The organism is Rhizobium sp. P2_G9, from assembly GCF_056403475.1.
Genome location: NZ_JBFUFK010000015.1, coordinates 71958 through 95010 on the forward strand (window position 1 = coordinate 71958; position 23053 = coordinate 95010).

The window sequence follows — 23053 nt, forward strand, 5'->3', positions numbered from 1 at the left end:
GAAGGATGCTTGGACGCAAGTCCGTGCGAAAGCGGTAGCTCAGCATCGCAGCAGAAAGACCATGCAGCGCAAGCTCTTCCCTTTCATCATGGAAGAGGCTGCGGCCGGTGCAGTTAAAATAACAACAAGACGTTAAGTGGAGGAACGACCAATGGCTGAAAAAATCGATCCCAAAAGGCATAAGCAATTCGATCTGGCGCGGAAAATTGCCGTGGCCGCTGGCGCTCCGTTTCTCGATCCGGAAATTCTTTTCAATCGAGCCAGCGACGACGATCTGAAACGCTATAGCCCGGACATGCTGGCACACTCAACCCTGCATTCTGCCCAGGAACTTGCCAAATGGGATGGCAAGGTGCCGCAGATCAGCGTCGCGCCGGTCGCCAATCTCGAGCCCGGCGGCGTTACGGTATCGGTGCTGTCCGTGACCGATCACAATATGCCTTTCCTCTATGAATCCGTCATGGGCGAGATCACCAGCAGCTATCGCGACCTCTATATGGCGGTTCATCCCATCCTGGTCATCGAGGCGGGCAAGTCTCCCGAACTTTACTCGGCCGATCATCCCGGGGCGCCGGCAAGTCGCGTCAGCCATATGCAAATCCACCTCGCGCCACTGACGGAACTGCAATCGGCCGATCTGACGAAGCGCCTGACATTGGTGCTGGAGCAGGTGCGGCTGACCGTCTCCGATTGGAAGCCGATGCTTGCCAAGGTGGATACGGCGATCGAGGACCTGTCAGCCTATCGCGCCGGCGGCAAAAAGGCCGATCGCGACGAGGCGGTTGCCTTCCTGAAATGGTTGCGCGACGGCAACTTCACTTTCCTCGGCATGCGGGAATATGTCTATTCCGGCAAGGGATCGGACGCCAAAGTCGAGCGCGACAAGGGTGCCGGCCTCGGCATCCTGTCGGATCCGGACGTACGCGTTTTGCGCACGGGCAAGGATGCGGTGACGACGACACCACAAATCCTGGCTTTCCTCGATGGCCCCGATTTCCTGATCGTGACCAAGGCGAATGTCAAATCAGTCGTGCATCGCCGTGGCTACATGGATTACGTCGGCGTCAAACGGTTCGATGACAAGGGCAACGTTACCGGCGAACTGCGCATCGTCGGCCTTTTCACCTCGACCGCCTATACGTCCACGCCTGATGAGATTCCGCTGCTGCGCTCCAAGATCAACTGGGTCAAAACGCATTTCGGCTTCGACCCGATGAGCCATTCGGGCCGTATGCTGGGCAACACGCTCGACTCCTATCCGCGCGACGACCTTTTCCAGATCGACAGGAGCTTGCTCGCGAGCTTCGCCGAGCAGATCAACGAACTGGCCGACCGGCCGCGTGTGCGGGTGCTGCCGCGCATCGACCGTTTCGATCGCTTCGTCTCGGTTCTCGTCTACGTGCCGCGTGAGGAATATGACTCCAACGTCCGTGAGAAGATCGGCACCTATCTCAAGACTGCCTATGACGGGCGTGTTTCCGCCTACTATCCGGCTTTTCCGGAAGGCGGCGTCGCACGGGTGCATTTCATTATCGGCCGTTCCGGCGGCAAGACGCCGCGTGTTCTCCAGTCCGAACTCGAAGACACGATCCGCCGCATTACCGCGCGCTGGGTCGATCGTTTCGAGGCTCTGGCAGGCCATGAGGCAGGCAGGATCAATGTCGACAACGCTTTCCAGGACACGTTCACGCCGGAAGAAACGGTGCTTGATCTGCCGGATATCCTTGCCTGCGCCAAGGGCGAACCGATCCGCATCAAGTTCTACGATCGCCAGGAGGATCACGGAGCGGTCCTGTCGCTGAAGATTTTTCACGCCGGCGGCCAACTGGCACTGTCGCGCCGCGTGCCGCTTCTGGAAAATCTCGGCTTCAATGCCGTCAGCGAGCGGACATTCGACATCGCGGCTCCGGCCGCCGGTGGCGCTGCGAAGCTTGTCGTGCTGCATGATATGCGGGTCGAGGCCCGTGGCGGCACAGTCGATCTGGAGCGATACGGTGCGGCATTGGAAGAGGCTTTCGTCGCGGCCTTCAAGGGCGAAATCGACAACGACAGCTTCAACCGGCTGATCCTGTCCGCGGGACTTTCGGCGCGCCAAGCCAATGTACTCCGAGCCTATGCGCGCTACCTGCGCCAGGCCGGCATCGCCTATTCGCAGGACTATATTGCCACGACGCTGGACAAATATCCCGACATTGCCGCAAACCTGTTTCGTCTTTTCCATGATGCACACGATATCGCACTGGCAGAGAAGGCAAGCGCCAAGAAGCTCGCCGATCTGCATGCGAAGGTCGAAACGGCGCTCTCCGGCGTGCCGAGCCTGGACGACGACCGCATCTTGCGCCGCTATGTCAACGTCATCGATGCGACGCTGCGCACCAATTACTTCCAGCGCAATCCGGACGGCTCGCCGAAGGCAATGCTGGCTTTCAAGCTTGATCCGAAGCTGGTCGACGGCCTGCCGGCGCCGCGGCCATTCCGCGAAATCTTCGTTTTTGGCGTCGAGGTCGAAGGCGTGCATCTGCGCTTCGGCAAGGTGGCGCGCGGCGGTCTGCGCTGGTCGGATCGCGCCGAGGATTATCGCACGGAAGTGTTGGGGCTGGTGAAGGCCCAACAGGTCAAGAATGCCGTCATCGTGCCGGTCGGCGCCAAAGGCGGCTTCTATCCCAAGAAGCTGCCGGTTGGTGGCAGCCGCGACGAGATCTTCAATGCCGGCCGCGAGGCCTACAAGACCTATATCCGCACGCTGCTGTCGATCACCGACAATATTGCCGGTGCCGATATCGTTCCGCCAAAGGATACGGTGCGCCACGATGACGACGATCCCTATTTTGTCGTTGCCGCCGACAAGGGAACCGCAACCTTTTCCGACACCGCCAATGCGCTGGCGCAGGAAGCCGGTTTCTGGCTGGACGATGCCTTCGCATCCGGCGGCTCCGCCGGCTACGATCACAAGAAGATGGGCATCACCGCCCGCGGCGCCTGGGAAACGGTCAAACGCCATTTCCGCGAGATGGATATCGACATCCAGACCACGCCCTTCACCGTGGCCGGCGTCGGCGACATGTCCGGCGACGTCTTCGGCAACGGCATGCTGCTGTCTCCGAAAATCCGGCTCATCGCTGCCTTCGACCATCGCGACATCTTCATCGATCCGGATCCGGATATGGCAAAGACCCTTGCCGAGCGGCAGCGGCTGTTCAATCTCGCCCGTTCCAGCTGGCAGGATTTCGACAAGAAAATCCTGTCGAAGGGGGCGATGATCATTTCCCGCGCGTCCAAATCCGTCACCCTGACGCCGGAAGCGGCAGCCGCGATCGGCATGGACAAGACGGTTGCGACGCCGTTCGAGATCATGAGTACGATCCTCAGAAGCCAGGTGGACCTGCTCTGGTTCGGCGGCATCGGCACCTATGTCAAATCGGTGTCGGAAACCGACACCGATGTCGGCGACCGTGCCAATGATCCCATCCGCATCTCCGCTGACGAGGTGCGCGCCAAGGTCATCGGCGAGGGCGCCAATCTCGGCGTCACTCAGCGGGGGCGCATCGCCTATGGGCTGAAAGGCGGACGCTGCAATTCCGACGCCATCGACAATTCCGCCGGCGTCAATACCTCCGACGTCGAGGTCAACATCAAGATCGCGCTGGCTGCTGCCATGCATGACGGGCGGCTGACGCGGGCCAAGCGCGACCAGCTTCTGCCGGTGATGACCGACGAAGTGGCCGCACTCGTGCTGCGCAACAACTATCTGCAGTCTCTGGCGATTTCGCTGACGGAGAGGAAGGGTACGGCCAACGGGTTGGAACTAGCGCGGCTGATGACCGTGCTGGAGGGCACGAAGCAGTTGAACCGCAAGGTCGAGATGCTGCCTGACGAGGCGGCCCTTGCCGAGCGCTATACTGCTGGAAAGCCGCTGACCCGCGCGGAAATCGGCGTCCTTCTGTCCTATGCGAAGATCGTGCTCTTCGATGCGCTGGTGGCAAGTCCTTTGCCGGACGATGCCTATTTCGCTACGACGCTGGCCCAATATTTCCCAGCGAAAATGCAGAAATCCAACGCCGCCGACATTGCCAGCCATCGGCTGCGGCGGGAAATCATCGCCACCGTTCTTGCCAACGAAGCGATCAACCGCGGCGGTCCCGCTTTCGTCATCAAGATGATGGATGCGACTGCGGCAGCCGCACCGGACGTGGTGCGTGCCGCGATCGTGGCCCGCGACGGTTTCGATCTGGCGCGCCTCTGGGGCGAGGTGGACGCACTGGACAACAAGATCTCCGGCCAGATGCAGAACCGCATCTATGAGGAGATCGGGTTCGTCTTCACGGTCCTGACGCGCCTTCTGCTCAAGACGACCATGGTCAAGGGTGACGTGGCGGACGTGATCAGCCGGATCCAGGCCGCCTTCAAACAGCTCAAGCCGCTTCTGGCCGGCCAGCAGTCGTCGGAAGTCGCCGCACTCCGGAGCGAATATCAGGAAGCCGGCGTGCCGGAGAAACTGGCGCAGGAAATTGCCGGCCTATCGAGCCTGGCGCTGGCACCGGAGATCATGCAGATCGCCGACCGTACCGGTGCATCGCTGACGCGCGCAGCAGAATGCTATTTCGCCGTGTCGCAGACGTTCCGGGTCGAAAACCTTCTGGCTGCCGGCGGCAGGATCGTCACGCCGGACCACTACGAAAATCTGGCGCTGGCGCGCAGCATTGACCAGATCGCCAGTTCACGCCGCGACATTGCCATTGCCGCGCTTGCCCATCATAGCAAGGAGAAACGACCAGTCCAGGCCTGGCACGCCGAAGACCGGGTGCGCATCAACCGGATTGTCGAAGAGCTTTCGGGGCTCAGCGATAGCGGCGATCCGAATTTGGCGCGTATAACGGTTGCCGCCGGCCTGCTGACTGATCTTGCCAACGAAGTCAGGAAAACATGATCGGTTGTCAGTGCACCTGGACCCAAACTGCAAAGGAGCTTTTGCGGGAACGCACCAGTCCCGCAAACTCGTTCTGCCGTGTGAATGATGACGGACAATTGGCTTCCACGTCGGCAAACACATGTCGGAACCATTCAGCCGGTTGAGTTGCAAAACTACATCGAAGACGATATAGGTCCAGCGGAAGGTTTCTATGGACGGTTTCACGCGTGCAACGAACTGAAGGCCGGAGATCGTGACCTGATTCACGGCTAGCCCGGCGGTTAGGAGTTTGCGATGTCTCGTACCTACGACTATGATTTCGCGGGTGGTTCCTACATAACGATTACGACCAGCGACTATGTCACGAATGTCGAGATCAGCCCCGGTGTGTTTGCCGCCGGATATGCGATCGAGGGCCTCAGCGGCAAGTTCGACGGTAACCCGATCATCGACATTTATGGCAGCAGTGGTAGGTTGCAATTCGAGGCCGGCATCGGTCCGTTCGACAATACGATTTTCATCAGTGACAGCCAGGGCTATTTCCATGGCAGCAAATTCGGCATAGACGGCGCCGGAATTGTGTTCGAGACCACAGCGGGGGTCTATTCGATTTCCTCGAACGGAATCGAGCTGTTCTATGAGCATGGCCGCGATGGCGACCCGCTCGTGGTTGAATCCTGGCAGGCTCCGCCGCCTGACACCACGCCGCCGGTGCTCGTCTTTTCCACGCCGTTCGATGACATGACCCATGTGGCGCTCGACAGCAATATCGACCTCTCCTTCAATGAACTGATCAAGCTCGGCGCGGGAACGATCACCATCAGCGACGGCGCCGGCGATACCAGGGTCATAGACGTGACCGATACGAGCCAGGTCCAGGTGATCGGCTCGACGCTGTCCATCAACCCCACCGCCGATCTGCATGCCGGAACGACCTACCATGTGACAATTTCCGCCGGGGCATTGAGCGATTTTTTGGGCAATGGCTTTGCCGGGCTGGCGAGCGGGACGCTTGATTTCAAGACGATCTCGGTCGTCACCGGCAGTGATCCCGTGCTCAACGGGACGTCTGATGACGAGATCGTCACCGGCACAAGCACGGATCACATGCAGACGCTGAACGGGCTTGACGGTAATGACACGGTCACGCTTTCCTCCGCCGGTGGCTTTGCCAATGGCGGCGCCGGCGATGACAGTCTTGTCGGCGGCGACAGCCCGGGCAGCCTGCATTTCACCGGCAACATGCTCAATGATTTCGAAGGCGACAATATTTTCCATGGCGGCAATGCCGGCAGCCTGGCGACCGTGCAGAATCTGATCGCCGCCGGCTCAGGCAACGATACCGCCTATGGCGGCAACGCCACCGGGCAGGGCGCTTTCGTCTATAACCTGATGCAGATGGGTGAGGGTGCGAATTTCGCCTCGGGTGGCATTGCATCGGGCGGCGCAACATTGCAGAATTTCATCTTCGGCGGCTCCGGCGACGACACGTTGGTCACAGGCACTGCAAGGGGCAGTGCCAGCCACGTCTACAACCTGCTCTCCGGCAATGGCGGTAACGATGTCTTCGTGCTGACGCTCGGCAGCGGCCAGACGACGATCACCGATTTCAGCGCCGGAAACCTCCTTGGCCACCACGATTTTCTCGATATTTCGGCTTATTTCATCCAAGACTTCAAGGCTATGTTTGACGCAGCGACGGAATCGGGGGGCTCCACGGTTCTGCATCTGGCTAACAACTACGGAACGGTGGATGATGTGGTGCTGACGGGTGTCACCAAGAGCGAGTTGACAGGGATTGACTTCATCATTTGAATGAAGGTTGCTGCTGAAAGGCGTCGCGTCGGCATGTCATCGCGCATCCTTAACCGCGCTCACCATCCAAAGCTTCTGGCCAAAGCGCGTCGCAAATCTCCGGGATTTGCTCCCGGTGCTTTAGGTCTCGGTTTGCGCTGTCTTTATCTCGAATCGGTGTCCACTTTCGGAGACATGTGTTGATGCGATTATCTCGCGGATGTGCTGAGCAGAAGGATGGGCGCCGAGCTTCTCATGTTCGACGCCAGCGATGGTGAATGGCGTGTCAGGATACTTGGCCCTTTGAATCGTTTCGCCGACTTTCGACGCCGGGGTCGCTACCGGTCTCCAACGGTTCATCAGTGGCTGTCCAGCAGGACGGAAAGGTTGTGGCGACGACACCGTCGTGGGATCGAATCCGAAACCGGCGCCGCAGGCGGCGCAAACAAACTCCGGCCGCCGCGATAAAGAATGCACGCGCAGTTATCAACGCCGATTCCAGCGCCTCACGAACTTGATGCTGAAAACTCGTTGTAAGGCTTTCTCTCACTGGACGTGTTGCCTAGACCGTGTAAAAGACGCTTCCGTTATTCAACCGTTCATACGTCCCAGAGAGACCCCAACTCGCGCATTTGTGACAGCAGGCGCGGCAAGAGGCATAAAGAGCATGAAATATCTCGTTGTAACATCTATCAATGGCCCAACGTTGCCAATGAAGAAATTCAGCACGGGGGCAAACGAAAACAATTACAAATTCGTTATAATTGGAGATAAGAAATCGCCAGACTCATACGAGCTGGAACACGTCGATTTTTATAGCATAGATGCTCAGAAAAAGCTCCCGTATAGATACTCGGAAATTTGCCCTACAGGACACTACGCACGTAAGAATATTGGCTATCTGCTGGCTTTTGCAGGTGGCGCCACTGAAATTCTGGAAACAGACGATGATAACGCACCGCTGGACGGGATCTGGGCGCCCAGAAGTCCGAAGCAGTCGGTACGCACCTGCTCTACTGACGGGTGGGTAAATTTATACTCTTACTTTACTCCGAAGTTTATCTGGCCGAGGGGTTTTCCGCTGGATCTGGTCCGACAATCCCCCCCGCCGTTCGACAAATTACCCGAAACAGAGATCATTTGCCCTGTTCATCAGGGACTTGCCGATCGTAATCCCGACGTCGATGCTATCTATCGGTTGTTATTCGACCTACCCATAGATTTTGACCGCAACGAACCCGTCGCGATAGCAAATAATGCTTGGTGCCCCTTCAATAGCCAAAATACAACTTGGTGGCGGGAAGCATTTCCTCTGATGTATCTTCCATTTTATTGCTCATTCAGAATGACTGACATTTGGCGAAGTTTTGTCACGCAGCGTATCTTGTTCGAGAATGGACTTGGTATTCTCTTTCACCATTCCACCGTGTATCAGGATAGAAATGATCATGACTTAATGCGCGACTTCTCAGATGAAGTGGATGGATATAAACGCAGTAAAGAGCTGGTTTCAGCGTTGCAAAATCTCAAGCTCGGCGGAAAGCGCAATTCTATGTTGGCCGATTTGGTAAAATGCTATGAAAGACTAATTGAACTTGGCTTTGTAGATGCCAAAGAAATGAGCTTGCTGTCCGCCTGGTGTGATGACTGCGAAAAAATACTCGACTAAGGCCTTGGAAATGAAAAATACTTATACGATCGTTGTTCCGGATCCCTCTCAACCGAAATGGGCGATGCCGGAACATTTCCTGAACCTGTTTGCCTGGAATAAGCTCGAGTTGTTGACGAGCACGACGCGCGATCCAGGCAAACTCGACGCTGGTTCAAGCAAGCCTATATATGCTTTGAACCTGAACAACCAATATCGTCTCGACAAGGACTTGGCGCTTTCCAAATCCGCCAATAATAATTACGTCTACGAAGCGTTCGACAAACAAGTATGGGCTGAAGTAGAAAAGCGAAACGGGGTATTGTTATTGGACTCTGCTGTCGAAGCGCTTGATTGCAGAGGTGACATAGCTGCGGGCCTTTTGAGGGGTATAGAAAGGGAGAGCATAAATCCGAACCGCGTCGTTGTTCTGAATAACAATCTGCGTGCTCACGGTCTCTTCGAGAGAAAATATTTGTCAGCCTTGAAAGACCGGCCTCACATTGTCGATTTTGACAGTTGCTATTGGCTGATGGTCGGTTTGAACCAGATGACGAATGACACGCGGGAAAGAATCGAAAAACGGGCGCAGTCTGCATCAAGCGCTCGTTCATCGAGGAGCAAGAAATTTGTCAGCTTCAACGGTCGATTGCGCCCACACAGATTCTATATTTTGCTGTGGCTGTTTGCTCAGGGTTACTTCGACGACGGTCTGATATCGTTTCTTGCCTATAATCAGGGCGGCAGAGAGTTCAATCTGGAGCGTTTGAAACAGGGCCTGCGTCACTACCCGGAATATGACGAAACGATAAAGTATGCCGACGATTTCGCTGCTCTTCTTCCGATATCGCTAGACGTTTCCCTGGAAGAATCGCAGATGAGCGCGGCGTATAAGAGGACGCTGCCTTGGCGCAGCCAGTCGAGTGAGCATTACGATAACGCGTATTTCAGCATCATTGTCGACACCAATTTTCATGAGCAGGATTTTCTATTCATTACGCCCATCGCGTTCAAGTCGTTTATGAACTTTTCTCCGTTCGTCTATTTTGGCAATTCCGGAGCATTGCGGAGGATGCGTGAGCTGGGATTTGAAACATTCTCGCCGCTTATTGACGAAAGTTACGACGATGTCGCTGACGCCAAGGAGAGAATGAAGTTGGCGTTCGAGCAGGTTCGGCGCCTGAATGCTTTAAGCAGTGCCCGGCTCGCAGAATTCTATAACGAGCTGTGGCCGGTCCTTGAGCATAATTATTGGCACTTTCATCGGGATGCCCCGGCTCAGGCGGGAGCGGTCCTGGAACGCAACCTGCTGGGGCCGATTACGGAGGCTTGTTCGTAGTCAGCTAAGACGCTGCGCCTCTTGGGGCAGCGAAGGAAGGAATATGCGCTCGGTGGTGGAGGCAATCCGCCATCGCTTCGCATGGCTGGGTCATATCTTCGCCGATGGGGCTGACCGCTTCCATTCGAATGGGCACAGGGCGCATCGCAAGATATCGGATCTGCAAAAGAACGTTCGAACTGGGCTCAAAGTCAAACGGCTGCTCCTTGGATCTTTACACAGGCTCAGCTTCGCTTCAACACGCCAAGGCGTTCGCCGGAATAGACGCTGTCGCGCAATGGCCGCCACCACCATTCATTGTCGAGATACCAACGCACCGTGCTCTTGATGCCGCTATCGAAGTCTTCGCGCGCCTTCCAGCCGAGCTCGGATTCGAGCTTGGTGGCGTCGATCGCATAGCGTGCGTCGTGACCCGGGCGATCGGTGACGTAGCTGACGAGCTCTGCATGCGGCCGGGCTTTTGGCTTGAACTCGTCGAGCAATTCACAGATCCGCAGCACGACATCGATATTGCGGCGCTCGTTGCGGCCGCCAACATTATATTTTTCCCCCAGCCGGCCTCGGGAGGCAATCAGGTCGAGTGCGCGCGCATGGTCCTCGACATAGAGCCAGTCTCGGATATTGGCGCCGCGCCCATAGACCGGCAGAGCCTTGCCTTCGAACGCATTGAGGATGGTCAGTGGAATCAGCTTTTCAGGAAAATGGAAGGGACCGTAATTGTTGGAGCAGTTCGATACGATCACCGGCAGGCCATAGGTCCGTTGCCAGGCGATCGCCAGATGATCGCTCGCGGCCTTCGACGCGGAATAGGGTGAGGACGGATCATAGGGCGTAAGCTCGTGGAACAGCCCGTCGTCGCCGAGCGAGCCATAGACCTCGTCGGTGGAGACATGCAGGAAGCGGAACGCCTGCTTCTCCGCCTCTGGCAGGCCGCCCCAGTAGTGGCGAGCGGCTTCGAGCAGATTGAATGTGCCGATGACATTGGTTTCGACGAATTCGCCTGCGCCGCTGATCGAGCGGTCGACATGGCTCTCGGCGGCCAGATGCATGATCCGGTCCGGCCGGAATGTGTCGATCGCCTCGGTCATCTTCACCCGGTCGCAGATGTCGGCCTTGAGGAAGCGGTAGTTCGGCGCGTTTTCGATTGCTGTCAGGGACGCAAGGTTGCCGGCATAGGTGAGCTTGTCGACATTGAGCACTTCGGCGCCCACGTCGCGCACGAGATGGCGAACCAGCGCCGACCCGATGAAGCCGGCACCGCCGGTGACCATAATGCGCATGTCAGGCTTTCTCCATGGAAGGCACATAGCGGAATGCCGACGGCAAGTCCGCAAGCTTGGGCTGATGCGTGTCCTTGTCGCGCAGGATCGCATCCTTTTTCACATCGCGGCGCAACCACATGTCCTTCAAGACCCCGGAAAAATGGCGCGTGCATCACCAAGACGAGTTGGGACAATAGCGACTATTTTCGATAGTTCTATCGCTTGACAAGGCATCCAATTTCTCCGGCTGGCGCCCAACCCGATCTGATGTCGGACCTGCATATTAAGACAGCCGCTTGCTTGCAAGTATGTTTTGCAGATTTGCCATCGGCTGGGCTGCTCATATGTCGCGACCGCGGCCGATCACATCCTTGATGAGTTCGGCAAATGCACGTTTCTCGCGGACGCATTTCTTTTCACGCCGCCACGGCGCGATTTTCTTTGGTTGTTGGCCGATCGGATCAATATTTCGCCGGATATGCCGGTGGGAAACGAGGCAGGTTTCATGGGTCAATTTCGACATGTTCCAAGAGCCGGTTTCAGCCGATCTGCGGTCGGTTTCCTTTCAATCATCGCGTACGCGGGATCAAATTTCTACGTCGCCCGATTGCTTTCCAGTACCCGCCTTGTTATGCAGGTTTGATATGACAAGAGCATCGCGCCCTCCAAAAAAGCAACCCACGATGGCCAAGCGTTCAAAGAAAAAAGCTGGAAAAATTATAGCGTCCGACAATAAAGAGGCGAGTATTTCGCCGCTCGTGAAGATAATAAGGAAAAATAGTAGTAATGAATCTGAAATCGAGAGAAATGCAGTTCAGGTGCTGACGGACGGGTATGCGTTGATTTCCGGTTCCGATCTTTTCGACTCAAAGTGGTATTTGCTCGCAAACGACGATGCCGACGACGTAGGTCCTGATCCTGTAGACCACTATCTCGATGTGGGTGGTCACGAGGGGCGGCCCACGAGTTTGACCTTTCATTCGGCTGGCTATTTTGCCTTTAATTTGGACGTGGCCAGGGCCAACCTGAACCCGCTGCTGCATTACTTGACGGTTGGAAAAGACGAAGGTCGTCGCGCCACCTCGTTTGAGGAGTTTTTTCAAATATTCGGTGGTGATGACTGGCGGGAGGTGCTCTTCAACGACGATGGCTGGCGCGATCTGCAAAAGCTCGTCACCAGGGTTGCGAAAAGCCCGTTCTATGATGCCGAATGGTTCAGGAGCGAATATCCGAAATTGGTCTCGGACGGCACCAATCCGATCAAGTACCTCGTTGCGAGCGAGATGACCGAGATAGTCAGCCCCGGGCCGAATTTCAGCTCCATAGGCTACCTGGAGGAATATCCTGATGTTGCAGCCGCGCAGGTCAATCCGTTTTATCACTATCTGCTCTGGGGCGCCGCCGAGGGGCGGGAGCCGGTACGGATGCTGCACAAGCCGAACCGGACGGCAAAAGCATTGCGCCACGAGCAGCGCAAAAGTGCGTCGGAAATGCTCAGCAACGAAGATGAAGAGGCGTTGGCCCTGCTTAGATCCACGCCGTTGTTCGATGCTGCCTGGTATATGACACAGTATAGCGATGTGGGTCGAGCGGGGCTGGATCCTGCTTTGCATTATCTGCGTCACGGGGTGACGGAGAGACGCAGACCAAGCGTTTATTTCGATCCGGAATTCTATGTCGACCAGAAGCCGGGCTTTGTCGGTTCGTCTGACAATCCGCTTCTGCACTATCTGACGAAAGGTCGTGCTGCTGGGTTGAAACCGCTTGCACTGATGGATTTCACGCCGCCATCTCGTAAATTGTCGGCTTGGGACGGCGATGCCGACCCCTTGGTCGCTGTCAGCGAGCCGCCGGTCAAAAGGATCAAATGGGCGCGCCACCGGGATATCGTGCCCGCCACAGGAGAGAAATGCCTTGTCCTGGGGAATGCTTTTCTTGCCCGGATGCCTCACGATCAGATTCAGCTGAAAATGGAGCCGCTTTACGCGTTCATGCGGCTGTTGCACATCGAGACTGCTTTTGTACGGCTGCGATCGGCCGATAACGGTCGTGAAAGTCCCATCGAGGCGGCGTTTGACGTTGCTGCCTATCGAGGGCTGAGCCAGGTGCTTCGCAGCGGCGCGACGGCCATATCCGATATCTGGTGTCCAGCCGATGGTACTATGCGAATCCGTGCTGGCGCCAACGAACAAGTCGGCAGCTCTGCACCAAAGGCAATCGTGATCCGGGCTTTCCAGGCCGATCTCTCTGATCCGACAAGGGTTCGGCTGGTCGGCGAAGGGGTTGTTGGCTCGGATCCGTCATTCATTGATCTTGCCCTCGGCAACGCATTTTCCCCCGTTCTTTTGGCGGCCACCACGCCCGACGGAGTGTTGATCGAATTGGGTCTTCTGCCATTTCCGTCATTGGCTCGAGGTGGTGCCCACAATGGCGAACTTCAGGCTCTGTCCGAACGCCGCAACCTGTTCGAAGATTTCTGCGCGCTGTCCGACGGCTTGCTGCGTGAGCTTTTTGGCTGGGATGCGCGTGTAGACGCCCCCTCCGAGGTGATTGCTTCTGTTCTATACAGGGTCGATGACGCGCTGGGCACCGAGCACATATTTTCGGCGCATGTGCGAGAATGGCTCCTTGCCCTGTTTGGCGTCCGTGTCGAGAGCACAACTGGTGAGACCGATGGTGGCACCTATTTGGCATCCGCCCTGGCTTCACAGGAGGGAATTCGCGAGCCTTTGATCAAACGACGCCGAGAGCGATCCCATGGCGCGGTGCTGAATTTGCCGGCTGACGCATTGCCGACCTTGTCGGCCTTGGTAAGCAGAAGGTTGAACCGACCGGCGGGCGGCGAAAGCCTGATCGGGCCTTATATCGTTGCGGACCGTGTGACGGGCCGAGCCAAATGGCTTGTCTCCGTACCCAACTGCCTGCCAACGCTGCTTGAGTTGCAACCTGCCGCCGGTCCTGTGAGCTACCCAACGCTCGAAGCGCCGGCGAGCCAGCGCAACTCTCTCGCGGGAGGGCAGGCGCGACTTCCGCTTGCAATTCAGTTTCCTCTTCCTGCCAGCCCAAGTGTCGCAGCACAGCTAACTCCGAGAGCACCGGATGCAGCCGGCCCTATCTTGCGGACATCCGGTGGCTCTCGCTCATCGTCTCAGATCACCGTGCTGCTGTTCGGTGCTGAACAGGAAAGTTCTCGCAATGCGGTGATGGCGGTAGCTCGGCAAGCCTCGTCCGATATCGTCGATTTTATTGCGATTTCGGCGGACGAAAGACTGCCTTGCAGCGGCGAACTGAAGGGCCAGTTTCCCGGCCGGTTCCTAACGGTCACGGCAAGCGGCAATCCGGCGATTGACATTGCCGCGGGGATGAAACGAGCCTCGGGCGACAGCGTGCTTCTCCTCGACAGTTCTACAATTTTGCACGATCAGCGAACGCTCGAAACCCTTTCGATATTGCTGGCGCAGGATAAAGTTGCGTCTGCGGGGTGTGGGGTTCTCAGGGAGATACAGATGCAAAAGGGAGGATCCCTGTTGCAGACAGAAGCCGCCGGCTATTTCCCAGTCGCTGTATCCCTCGCGGCCGCGCCGCGTCTCGTTCTCGGGCAGCCAGACGTATTCTCTGCGCTGCCCAGCGCTACCTATCCAGTAATCGCCAATGATTTCGCCTGCATGCTTGTGCGCCGCGAGATTTTGCTCGAATACGCGAGCGACGAGCGTTACCTCTTCGTCGGACGGCATTTTCCGGTGCAATTCGCTCTCGCTGCCCTTCGAGACGGTTGGCGCCATCTCTGCACGACAGGGGTGAGAGCGACGGCGACTGGAAGCAGGCTCAATCCCGAGGAACTTGATCCTCTTGGCATTAATTTCGTCGAACCAGGCAATTGGGAAGAGTTGCTTAAGAACGTAACATTCGTGCAGGAGTTGCGTTGATGAAGATCACCCTGGTCGTGTCAGGCGAGGACAATCTGGCAAGCGCCGGGGTTCGGATACGCTACAACCGATTGATACCAAAATTGGAGAGGCGCGGACACGAAATCCTTATCGTTTCAATAGGCGATTTGCAGGAACCGCACAGCTTCGACGGCGATGTATATCTGTTTTGCAAATGCCATGATGTTCGTAGCGTCGTTCTTGCTGGCATGATGCAGCGCAAAGGGGCGCAGGTAGGGATCGATGTTTTCGATGATTACTTCAGTCAGGCGACGAATCCCCGCTTCGTCCATTTGCGCAACTGGCTGCGTGCGATCGCTCCCTCTCTGACATTTGGTGTTTGCTCGACACCGCGAATGCAATCACTGATGAATCGTCTGGCGCCAGGTCTGCCCAGTCATCTGATCAACGATCCCTTCGACAGCTTTGACGCTGATGCAATCCTTTCCGCTGCCGAAGCGAATGTTGAGCGGACATTGCGAACGCGTGTGGTCAAAATCGGCTGGTTCGGGATGGGGGATAATCCGCATTTCCCCGTCGGCGTGCAGGATCTTCATGCTTTCGCAGCGGCTCTTCGATCTTGCCGCGAGTTCGGGTTCGAACCTAGTCTTTCCATTTTGACAAATCGACGCGCTCTCACTGTCGATCGGTTGGAAATGATAGCGCGTCTCGGCATACCTTTTCATATCGAAGAGTGGGAAGAAAGCCTGGAGCGTGAGTTAATTCGCGATTGTCTCTTCTGCTTTCTGCCGGTTAACGCCCAGCCTTTTAGCGTCGTAAAGTCGCTCAACCGAGCCGTGACAACGCTCAGCGGCGGCAGTCAAGTCTTATCCATGGGATTCCCTCTCTATTCCCAACTCGAACCCTTTATCTATCGGGACATTCGAGCACTCCTCACGGATCTTGAGGCGCATGCGCCGGCGCTGCGTCGGGAGACTGTCGATCATCTGGCCAAGCGTCTGGAGTTGATCGCGGACCCGAGCGTCGAAGCCGACAATCTATTGAAGTTCCTGTCAAGTTTGCCGGAACCGCAGACCGACAAAGCGCCGTTTTATGCCGTGATACACGGTCGTCAGACAAGCGGGGCAATCCATAAGCAGATTCAAAAGCTGGGGCATTTGTCGATTGCAAGTCCCATGCAGCCAAGTGCCCTGACGTTTGATTTACGCCTGACAAGAAACGAGCAAACGAAAGAGCCGATCTTCCAGCTCACGAGAAAAGCAATGCAGAAGCTGGCAAAGCCGCTGAAAGCCAGTCTCAATGGTCCGCAGGAGATCGGCAACATGCTCGTCTGGGAATTACCTATGAGCAGCTTACCCAGGCGCTATAGTAAGACCTTATTTGGTCGGAAATCCAATTTTGTTTCGGTAGACATCGCAGAGTACAATGCGACAATAGAAAATATGACAAGTGTTGTTCGGCAGTTGTTCGGTAATATTAAAATAGTGTTTTCGGAACTTGATTCTCCGTATTGGTCGACAGTATTTGCGACATACGAAGAAACTAATGACGATGACAATAAACTCAAATCGGCTTGATCTCCATGTCGTCTATCATATTCATTTTCAATCTGCTGCAGGACGTTAACATAATTCGCCCCTTGGCGTATTTGGCGCGCCGTGAGACGGATGCCGAAATCGTTTTTCTCATCTCACATCGCTTTCTCGACCGCGACCGTCAGAAAATCTGGCAACGAGAACTCGCGCAGATGCGTGCCAATATCAACGCCGACATGCATTTGTTCGATGCCGCACTGGACGCATTCACTGTCATCCAGAACAGGCGCGGCATACTCATTGCAGCAAGCGAATCCAGCTTGTCCGGACACGCTGACACCCACAACGTCTTCCGAGTGGCCCCCCCCGGATTTACGAAGATAACATTGCAGCATGGCTTTGAATGCGTCGGTTTTCTGCAGAACCGAGAGCATATCATGGCGCATGGTCGCAATATAACATTTGCGGCCGATATACTGTGTGGATGGTGCGAAGCGCCGGTTCTGTCGACAATGCCTGCCTCGCAGCGTTCGAAGCTTTACGTCACCGGGCCTTCAACTGTTTTGCAGCGCTCGGTCGTCAAGGCCGGCAGGAAGACTTTGGGTGGAGGGCTCGTCTGTGAGAATCTCCATTCCGTCCGCTTGAAAGCCTCCGGCAACCACGGGGCGTCTTTTATGGACGTTTTCTTCCAATTTTGTGACGATTTCGGTGCTTTTGGTTTGCCATTGACGCTGAGGCCGCATCCCGGCGGTCAATACGTGCTCAAGAGCAATGTGAAGCTTCCTGACAATGTCGAGATTAACAACCTTCCAATCTACAAAGCAAATCTGTCCTCGTATCAGTTCGGCATCTCGGCTCCGTCAACCGTGATACTTGACATGCTCCTCGCCGGCATCCCCACCGCTGTGTGGCATGATGGGGATGAGGTGATGGACTATGGCAACTATCGGGGCCTGGTTGATATTTCAAATCTACAAGACTGGCTGGCGTTCGCTAGGGACGCTGTCCTGCGCCGCGATGCCATTCTTGCGCGGCAGCAAGCTTTCTTGAAGCAGCTCGCAATGCCGTTGGATCCGCAAAACGTGTATCGCCGTTTTGCCAGACTGCTGAATGCGCCGGAAATGGGTCTCAGCGCTGCCGTCTCATTCCAGGCTGAGGACCAAAGGCAAGGGCCACGACGGATACTTTTCATCGCGAATGGAATGATCCCGACTTTGCAACTCTCATTTCTGAAGCCATTGGCTCCGCTTGAGGCCACAGGCAGACTCACGATCGACACGCTCCTGGAAACCGAACTCCTTGAGAAATTTGGCGAAGAGTTTCGAGGGGAAACCGCGGGCGCATGGGTCTCGGAGCGGATTAGGTCATTTCAGCCAGACATTGTCGTGTGTTGCCGCTACAGCGGTCCGCATGGGGAAATCATTACTGAAACGGCTGCCGCGCTGGAAGCGCAAGTCATTTATCACGTCGATGACGACCTTCTCAATATCCCGCGGGAGCTCGGTCAAAAGAAGTACCGAGCACATAACCGGCCCGAACGGTTACACACGGTTGACCATCTGCTGCGGCATGCTGACCTGGCCTACTGCTCCACTGACGGTCTGAAGAAGCGCTTCCGTAAGCTAGGCTACGCTGGCCCGATGGTCGCGGGCGAGCTTTACTGCGCGGCAACGGTCATTAATGATGCTGCGTTACGCCCGGTCCAGACGATAGGCTATATGGGATTTGATCACGCCCATGATTTTGAACTGGTCTTGCCGGGCTTGATAGAGTTTCTCCACCGGAACCCTGAAGTGAACTTCGAGCTCTTCGGATCGATTCCCTTGCCGGACTCTCTTCGAGTTTTTGGTCCGCGAATAATTGTTCTGGATCCAGTGCCCGATTACGCGCAATTCCTGGAAACCTTCGCGTCCCGCAATTGGGACATTGGCCTTTGCCCATTGGCAAGAACGCCCTTCAACAACGTTAAGGCAAATACCAAGTGGGTCGAATATACCGCCGTTGGTGCAGCGGTGATTGCCAGTGAGCAAATGATTTATGACGAGTGTTGTGCCGACGGTTGCGGTGCCACGGTCGGAGACAACGGTTGGCTTGATGCTTTGGAGCATTTCACACACAATCCCAAGGCGCGCTTCGAAATGGTGGAGCGAGCGCAAGGGCGCCTGCGAGAGGCATACACACCGGAACGCCTTCGCCAACAGGTCATGAGCATTTTTGATCATGTGCACGCATTAAAGGCCAGTTCCGTGAACGAGATAAGTCACGGACTTGGGGGAGCCAGGGAATATTGGGCCTCTTGGACGGCCGCTTATTTTCGAGGTGATAAACTTCCAGCGTTCGGAAAAAGCGGTGCGCAATGATGCTCTGGGAGGAAAGATGAAGAGTATCCTCGTTTTAAGCGACTACATAAGCGCAACTCAAATAATCAGCTTCCTGCAACCACTTGCCCAGTCGATATCAAAAGGTGATATGCAACTGCGGTTGGAGGCGCATTCAAAAAAACCAAAGGTTCTTGAGGGAATCATTGACAGCGAAAAGCCTTCTTTTTTCATAATGTCCAGGTACACATGGGAGAAGGGGAAGTCCGCGGCAAGATTTGCGCAGAAGAAAGGAATTCCTGTAATATATCATCTTGATGATGATCTTCTGAACGTACCGAAGAGCTTGGGGGAAACGAAGTTCGCGGTCTACAACGACCCTCGGCTGCTTGCGAATTTGCGCGCAAACATGGAGGCGGCGGACCTTCTTTATGCCTCGACTCCTGCGCTGGCAAAAACTTTAGAGAGTTATAACCTCGATGTGCCGATTGTTGGCGGCGACCTTTATTGTTCAGTTAGCCCGGAACAGGTTTTGGAGCCGACTCCTTCGACAATGCCGACCATTGGTTACATGGGGACAGGCGGCCACTCCGAAGATTTGGCCTTGGTTCTGCCAGCTGTGGAGGCCCTTATGGATGAGTTGCCTTTGCTGCGCTTCGAAACCTTTGGCAGTATTCCTCCGCCACCCAGCTTTGCGCGATTCGGTGATCGCTACATGCATCACCAGCCGGTCTTCAACTATATTGAATTCAGACAGAGACTGAATTCGCTGGGATGGTGGATTGGTCTTGCTCCGCTTCAGGATACCCCCTTCAATCGCTGCAAAGCGGATACAAAATGGGTCGAATATAGCGCGGCAGGCGCGGCCACGGTGGCGTCAGACCTGCCAGTTTACCACAACGCGTGTTCGGACGGCGCTGGGATCCTGGCTGGCCCGACGGGTGATTGGGTGAGCGCGCTGCGCCGATTGATTTACGACCCTCATGCGCGGCAAGGATACGTCGCCAATGCCCAAAACAAGCTACGGCACGTCTATCGTCGCGAGAATTTGGCATCGCAACTAATGCGCGTTTTTGAGGCGACGCAATCCAACGCCAAGCACCGAAAGCTTAATGCTGGAGTCGTTCGCGCAAAAGCAAACTGATTTGGAGTTGCAAATGGCTTTGCCGCAGGGCCGATGCTGTGTCTTGATAGGTCTGTGGGGACTGCCATCGGTACTCTCTGATTGTTAGGTGGAACAGTAAGATGGTTGTTGATCATGAGTGGTTTCTGCGTTCCGACCGGCTGTTGCAACTCCCTCTGACCGTCCTTGTCGCCTGCAACAGCGATTATTTGCACCATGCAATTGCACTTAAGCGAAGCATGGACATCTTTTCTCCGGGTTTTGACCTGGTTATCCTCATGGTGAATCCCACGGCGGATGACTTGGATAAGGTGAAGGTCGCGGCTAATGAATCTGCTGCGACCTCGGTGTCTGTCGTCGCCCATCGCAAACCGGAACTGGCGCATTGGACCACGAAAGACCAGCAGCCCTATTTTGCCTCGGCGCGCTTCCTGTTTTGCGAAGAATTGCTCCTGCAGGCACAATGTCCCGTCGTCTGTATGGATGCCGACACTCTCATTGTGAATCCTCTCAATTTGCATATTGCCGCACTGAAAGGCCCGGTCGACGTTGCATTATGGCGCCGGGACCTTGAGCAGGATGGGCATCCCGAGCATATGAAGGTGGCTGCTGGCGTGGTGGCCTTTTTCCCTACGCCTAATGGCCGGCGATTTGCAGCTGCCTTGGCTGAACGGCTGGACGCTGAATTTGCCGCAGGTCGTCCAGCGTGGTTTGTCGATCAGCTTTCGCTGACACGAACCATCGAGGCGATGGGACCAAGTTTGATCGCAGCAAATTTACGCGGCGCCTTTAAAGACTTTGACAAGTTCAAGGTGAACTCAGTTGTCTGGTCCGCGAAAGGGGATTCAAAAGAGTTCTCACAACCATTTTCAGTTGTTTCGAAACTTCTTGGCGATTCCGAATATGAAAAGGTCGAGGCTAAGCATGTCATCAACACGGCTCTCCGGAAATATCCGCAGAATAAAGTAAGCCTTTTCTTTCAATCTCATGCATCTTTGGTTGAGAAGCTGCCGCGCTCGGGTACATTTTATCTGCCGCGGCTCGACCTCCCTTGGAAAAAACCGGCAAGAAACAAGATCCCACCGTTAAGCGAACAAACCAATGCCGTGCGGATGGTATGGAAGCAATTTGCAATTTGGCTTGCCAATGCGCTTGAAACGCAGGGTGTCCGCATGGAGGTGCGGGAGATCCCAAACTGGGAAATAACGGCTGATCGCGTTAATACCGAGAGCGGCGACTTCGTGTTTCTGCCGCATAGGTGTGATTTCGAAATTCCAGGTCTCGGGCTGCCGGTCGCATTCTATATGCAGGAATACCTCCCGTCGCTGTTCACGATTGACCACCGAGGTTGGGGAGCGGGGGCTTCGGTTTATCCACTGGCAATCGACGCGTCGAGCAATGGGCCTGGGGAAAGCTTTTTGCACTATAGGAAGCAGCTCGCCGCAGGGGATCTGGGGACAAAATTCACTCAAGCGCCACGTAGCGCGGACCTGAGCCGTGCAGAATATGATGTATTCTTTCCGCTGCAAATCCCTCATGACCAGTCAATTTTGTACTTTTCCGATATTTCGGAAGATGCTGTCCTGGATCGGGTGGTGAACTTCGCGCGCTCGAGAAATCTTCGCATGGTTCTCAAGCCTCATCCCGCAAATCTGAAAGCGACGGTACCCTATCAGCGTTTCGTCGATAATATGAACGTGTTTTGGTCCACAGACAACATTCACGACCTGATCGACCGTTCGCGTACCGTTTTCACGCTCAACAGCAGCGTGGGATTCGAAGCAATGCTGCATGAGGTTCCGATCGTATCCTTCGCGCGCGCCATTTACGACGCTGTGACGATACGTTCTACGCGTGACACGCTGGAAGAGGCGTGGGCGCAATGCCTGGCTTGGAAGCCCAGCGACGCGAAGAAATATCACGCCTTCATCGATTGGTACTGTGAAGACTATGCGGTGGACTTAAGTCGGCCTGCGCTGCGAGACAGGAGTATCGCGCGACACGTAAAAAGTCTCATTTCAAGAATTTACGGTGCAGCGGCTGCCCAATAAACCTTCAGTCGGCCACTGAAATCTAAAGCGTCGCGTATTATGGATTCACGTGGCGCGCTTTAGGCGGCTGGGCTCGCCACCGCAGGGCCAGCACGGTCTTCGGCGCGGTCCAGTGCCACTTCATCACACTCCACTTCAACAAATTCGGCAACGCCCCGCTGAAAAGTGTCCGCTCTCTTGGGACCCTCAGTGCTCGATCTGGTTTCGCTTTCCGCACCTGCCACATGCTTGAGGAACAACCGCATGACATGCGCGACACCTTCCTCGGTGACATTGCGCAGATCTTCGGCATAATACCGCCCGCGATTATACGCGCCTGTGATGATTTCGTAGGAAGGAAAGTAATGCACATTGCTGTGGGAATCGCTAAGGGTTTGGGCTGCTACCCGAAGCACCGATTTTGAATAAGTGGTTGCCGTCAACACGTGCTCGCCTGGAACCGCCGTGGCCATTAGAGGTACCGGAGACACCGTGAGAATGACGTGAGCTGAGGGGTTGACCTGTTTCAGATAGGCGATCGCCACATTCATGTCGATGATGACTTCAACGACGGATTGATTGTGAAAAAAGTAGCAGCTTTCATCAAACGCGCCGCCTTCGACACCAGGGCAGAGCGGAAATACCGCACCGTCCTCGCGCGATCTCCAGCATTCCGTTAAGCCCAATGTGAAAACAAAGACGTCCAGTGTCTCGAACATCTTTTTTACTGCTGCCAGGTGAGCATGCCGGTCCGCGAGCATTTCAGCCGTGGAAACAAAATTTCCGGGTTGAATGGTTGGCCGAAAAGGATCACGCACAGACCCATCCGGATCGATCCATGGCGCTTCAGAAGGCCGGAAGGCGTTCTGAACTCTTTCTACCAGCTGACGTAGCTGCAGCGCCGTGTAAATATTTCCATAGCGAGCGGAAAACGTGCCGTAGTTATGTTCCGCGCGTATGTTTTTTGGAATGAGGGGATGGCCTGGCTCCACGACGTAGTAGTTGAARCCGTTTGTTTTCAAATGTCGCGCAATATGCTGGGCAAAGCAGCTTCCGGCCGTTGCCACCGATGTTGACGCATTGATTTTCAGATCAAACCGCCCGACGGGGTCGACATTTTCCATTGCAGGCGCGACGACGGAACGCTTCCAAAAGCCCTTGTCTGGCATCGTTCGGTAGGGATGAGCGGTTCCGGCCATGCTAATTCC

The 23053-nt window shown here is 55.6% G+C and carries 12 protein-coding genes; 9 read left to right on the plus strand and 3 right to left on the minus strand.

Annotated elements, in window-relative coordinates:
• The first annotated feature begins 151 nt into the window (after nucleotides 1-151).
• The 4 genes from AC1DYF_RS14695 to AC1DYF_RS14710 all read left to right on the plus strand — a co-directional run bounded on the left by AC1DYF_RS14695 (nucleotide 152) and on the right by AC1DYF_RS14710 (nucleotide 9690).
• A complete protein-coding gene (locus AC1DYF_RS14695) occupies nucleotides 152-4927 on the plus strand; it encodes an NAD-glutamate dehydrogenase (RefSeq protein WP_477877465.1) in 4776 nt (1591 codons plus the stop codon).
• A 276-nt stretch (nucleotides 4928-5203) separates the two neighbouring features.
• Nucleotides 5204-6724: an Ig-like domain-containing domain gene (locus AC1DYF_RS14700; RefSeq protein ID WP_477877466.1), complete on the plus strand. Its 1521-nt coding sequence runs from the start codon at nucleotides 5204-5206 to the stop codon at nucleotides 6722-6724.
• A 646-nt stretch (nucleotides 6725-7370) separates the two neighbouring features.
• Nucleotides 7371-8372, plus strand: a complete 1002-nt coding sequence (locus AC1DYF_RS14705) for an STELLO glycosyltransferase family protein (RefSeq protein ID WP_477877467.1) — start codon at nucleotides 7371-7373, stop codon at nucleotides 8370-8372.
• A 10-nt stretch (nucleotides 8373-8382) separates the two neighbouring features.
• Complete coding sequence (locus AC1DYF_RS14710; protein ID WP_477877468.1) at nucleotides 8383-9690, plus strand: hypothetical protein; 1308 nt, start codon at nucleotides 8383-8385, stop codon at nucleotides 9688-9690.
• A gap of 224 nt (nucleotides 9691-9914) precedes the next feature.
• On the opposite strand, the gene rfbB is transcribed toward AC1DYF_RS14710, so the two are convergent.
• Both rfbB and AC1DYF_RS14720 read right to left on the minus strand, forming a co-directional pair.
• A complete protein-coding gene (gene rfbB, locus AC1DYF_RS14715) occupies nucleotides 9915-10970 on the minus strand; it encodes a dTDP-glucose 4,6-dehydratase (protein WP_477877469.1) in 1056 nt (351 codons plus the stop codon).
• 322 nt (nucleotides 10971-11292) lie between these two features.
• A complete protein-coding gene (locus AC1DYF_RS14720) occupies nucleotides 11293-11466 on the minus strand; it encodes a hypothetical protein (RefSeq protein ID WP_477877470.1) in 174 nt (57 codons plus the stop codon).
• A gap of 169 nt (nucleotides 11467-11635) precedes the next feature.
• Between AC1DYF_RS14720 and AC1DYF_RS14725 the strand changes: the two genes are divergently transcribed.
• The 5 genes from AC1DYF_RS14725 (at nucleotide 11636) to AC1DYF_RS14745 (ending at nucleotide 21866) form a co-directional block, all read left to right on the plus strand.
• Complete coding sequence (locus AC1DYF_RS14725; RefSeq protein WP_477877471.1) at nucleotides 11636-14878, plus strand: hypothetical protein; 3243 nt, start codon at nucleotides 11636-11638, stop codon at nucleotides 14876-14878.
• Complete coding sequence (locus AC1DYF_RS14730; protein ID WP_477877472.1) at nucleotides 14878-16416, plus strand: hypothetical protein; 1539 nt, start codon at nucleotides 14878-14880, stop codon at nucleotides 16414-16416. Before AC1DYF_RS14725 ends, AC1DYF_RS14730 begins: the two co-directional genes overlap by 1 nt.
• A gap of 5 nt (nucleotides 16417-16421) precedes the next feature.
• Nucleotides 16422-18734: a glycosyltransferase family protein gene (locus tag AC1DYF_RS14735; RefSeq protein WP_477877473.1), complete on the plus strand. Its 2313-nt coding sequence runs from the start codon at nucleotides 16422-16424 to the stop codon at nucleotides 18732-18734.
• Between the two features lie 16 nt (nucleotides 18735-18750).
• Complete coding sequence (locus AC1DYF_RS14740; RefSeq protein WP_477877474.1) at nucleotides 18751-19836, plus strand: glycosyltransferase family protein; 1086 nt, start codon at nucleotides 18751-18753, stop codon at nucleotides 19834-19836.
• A gap of 101 nt (nucleotides 19837-19937) precedes the next feature.
• Nucleotides 19938-21866: a capsular polysaccharide export protein, LipB/KpsS family gene (locus AC1DYF_RS14745; RefSeq protein WP_477877475.1), complete on the plus strand. Its 1929-nt coding sequence runs from the start codon at nucleotides 19938-19940 to the stop codon at nucleotides 21864-21866.
• Between the two features lie 59 nt (nucleotides 21867-21925).
• On the opposite strand, the gene AC1DYF_RS14750 is transcribed toward AC1DYF_RS14745, so the two are convergent.
• Nucleotides 21926-23044 (minus strand): GSCFA domain-containing protein, encoded by a 1119-nt coding sequence (locus tag AC1DYF_RS14750; protein ID WP_477877476.1) that lies wholly within the window; start codon nucleotides 23042-23044, stop codon nucleotides 21926-21928.
• Nucleotides 23045-23053 lie beyond the last annotated feature (9 nt).

What these genes read in the sequence shown, in the direction of transcription:
- AC1DYF_RS14695 (WP_477877465.1), top strand. Translation starts at nt 152, where the DNA reads ATGGCTGAAAAAATCGATCCCAAAAGGCATAAGCAATTCGATCTGGCG.
- AC1DYF_RS14700 (WP_477877466.1), top strand. Translation starts at nt 5,204, where the DNA reads ATGTCTCGTACCTACGACTATGATTTCGCGGGTGGTTCCTACATAACG.
- AC1DYF_RS14705 (WP_477877467.1), top strand. Translation starts at nt 7,371, where the DNA reads ATGAAATATCTCGTTGTAACATCTATCAATGGCCCAACGTTGCCAATG.
- AC1DYF_RS14710 (WP_477877468.1), top strand. Translation starts at nt 8,383, where the DNA reads ATGAAAAATACTTATACGATCGTTGTTCCGGATCCCTCTCAACCGAAA.
- rfbB (WP_477877469.1), bottom strand. Translation starts at nt 10,970, where the DNA reads ATGCGCATTATGGTCACCGGCGGTGCCGGCTTCATCGGGTCGGCGCTG.
- AC1DYF_RS14725 (WP_477877471.1), top strand. Translation starts at nt 11,636, where the DNA reads ATGGCCAAGCGTTCAAAGAAAAAAGCTGGAAAAATTATAGCGTCCGAC.
- AC1DYF_RS14730 (WP_477877472.1), top strand. Translation starts at nt 14,878, where the DNA reads ATGAAGATCACCCTGGTCGTGTCAGGCGAGGACAATCTGGCAAGCGCC.
- AC1DYF_RS14735 (WP_477877473.1), top strand. Translation starts at nt 16,422, where the DNA reads ATGTCGTCTATCATATTCATTTTCAATCTGCTGCAGGACGTTAACATA.
- AC1DYF_RS14740 (WP_477877474.1), top strand. Translation starts at nt 18,751, where the DNA reads ATGAAGAGTATCCTCGTTTTAAGCGACTACATAAGCGCAACTCAAATA.
- AC1DYF_RS14745 (WP_477877475.1), top strand. Translation starts at nt 19,938, where the DNA reads ATGGTTGTTGATCATGAGTGGTTTCTGCGTTCCGACCGGCTGTTGCAA.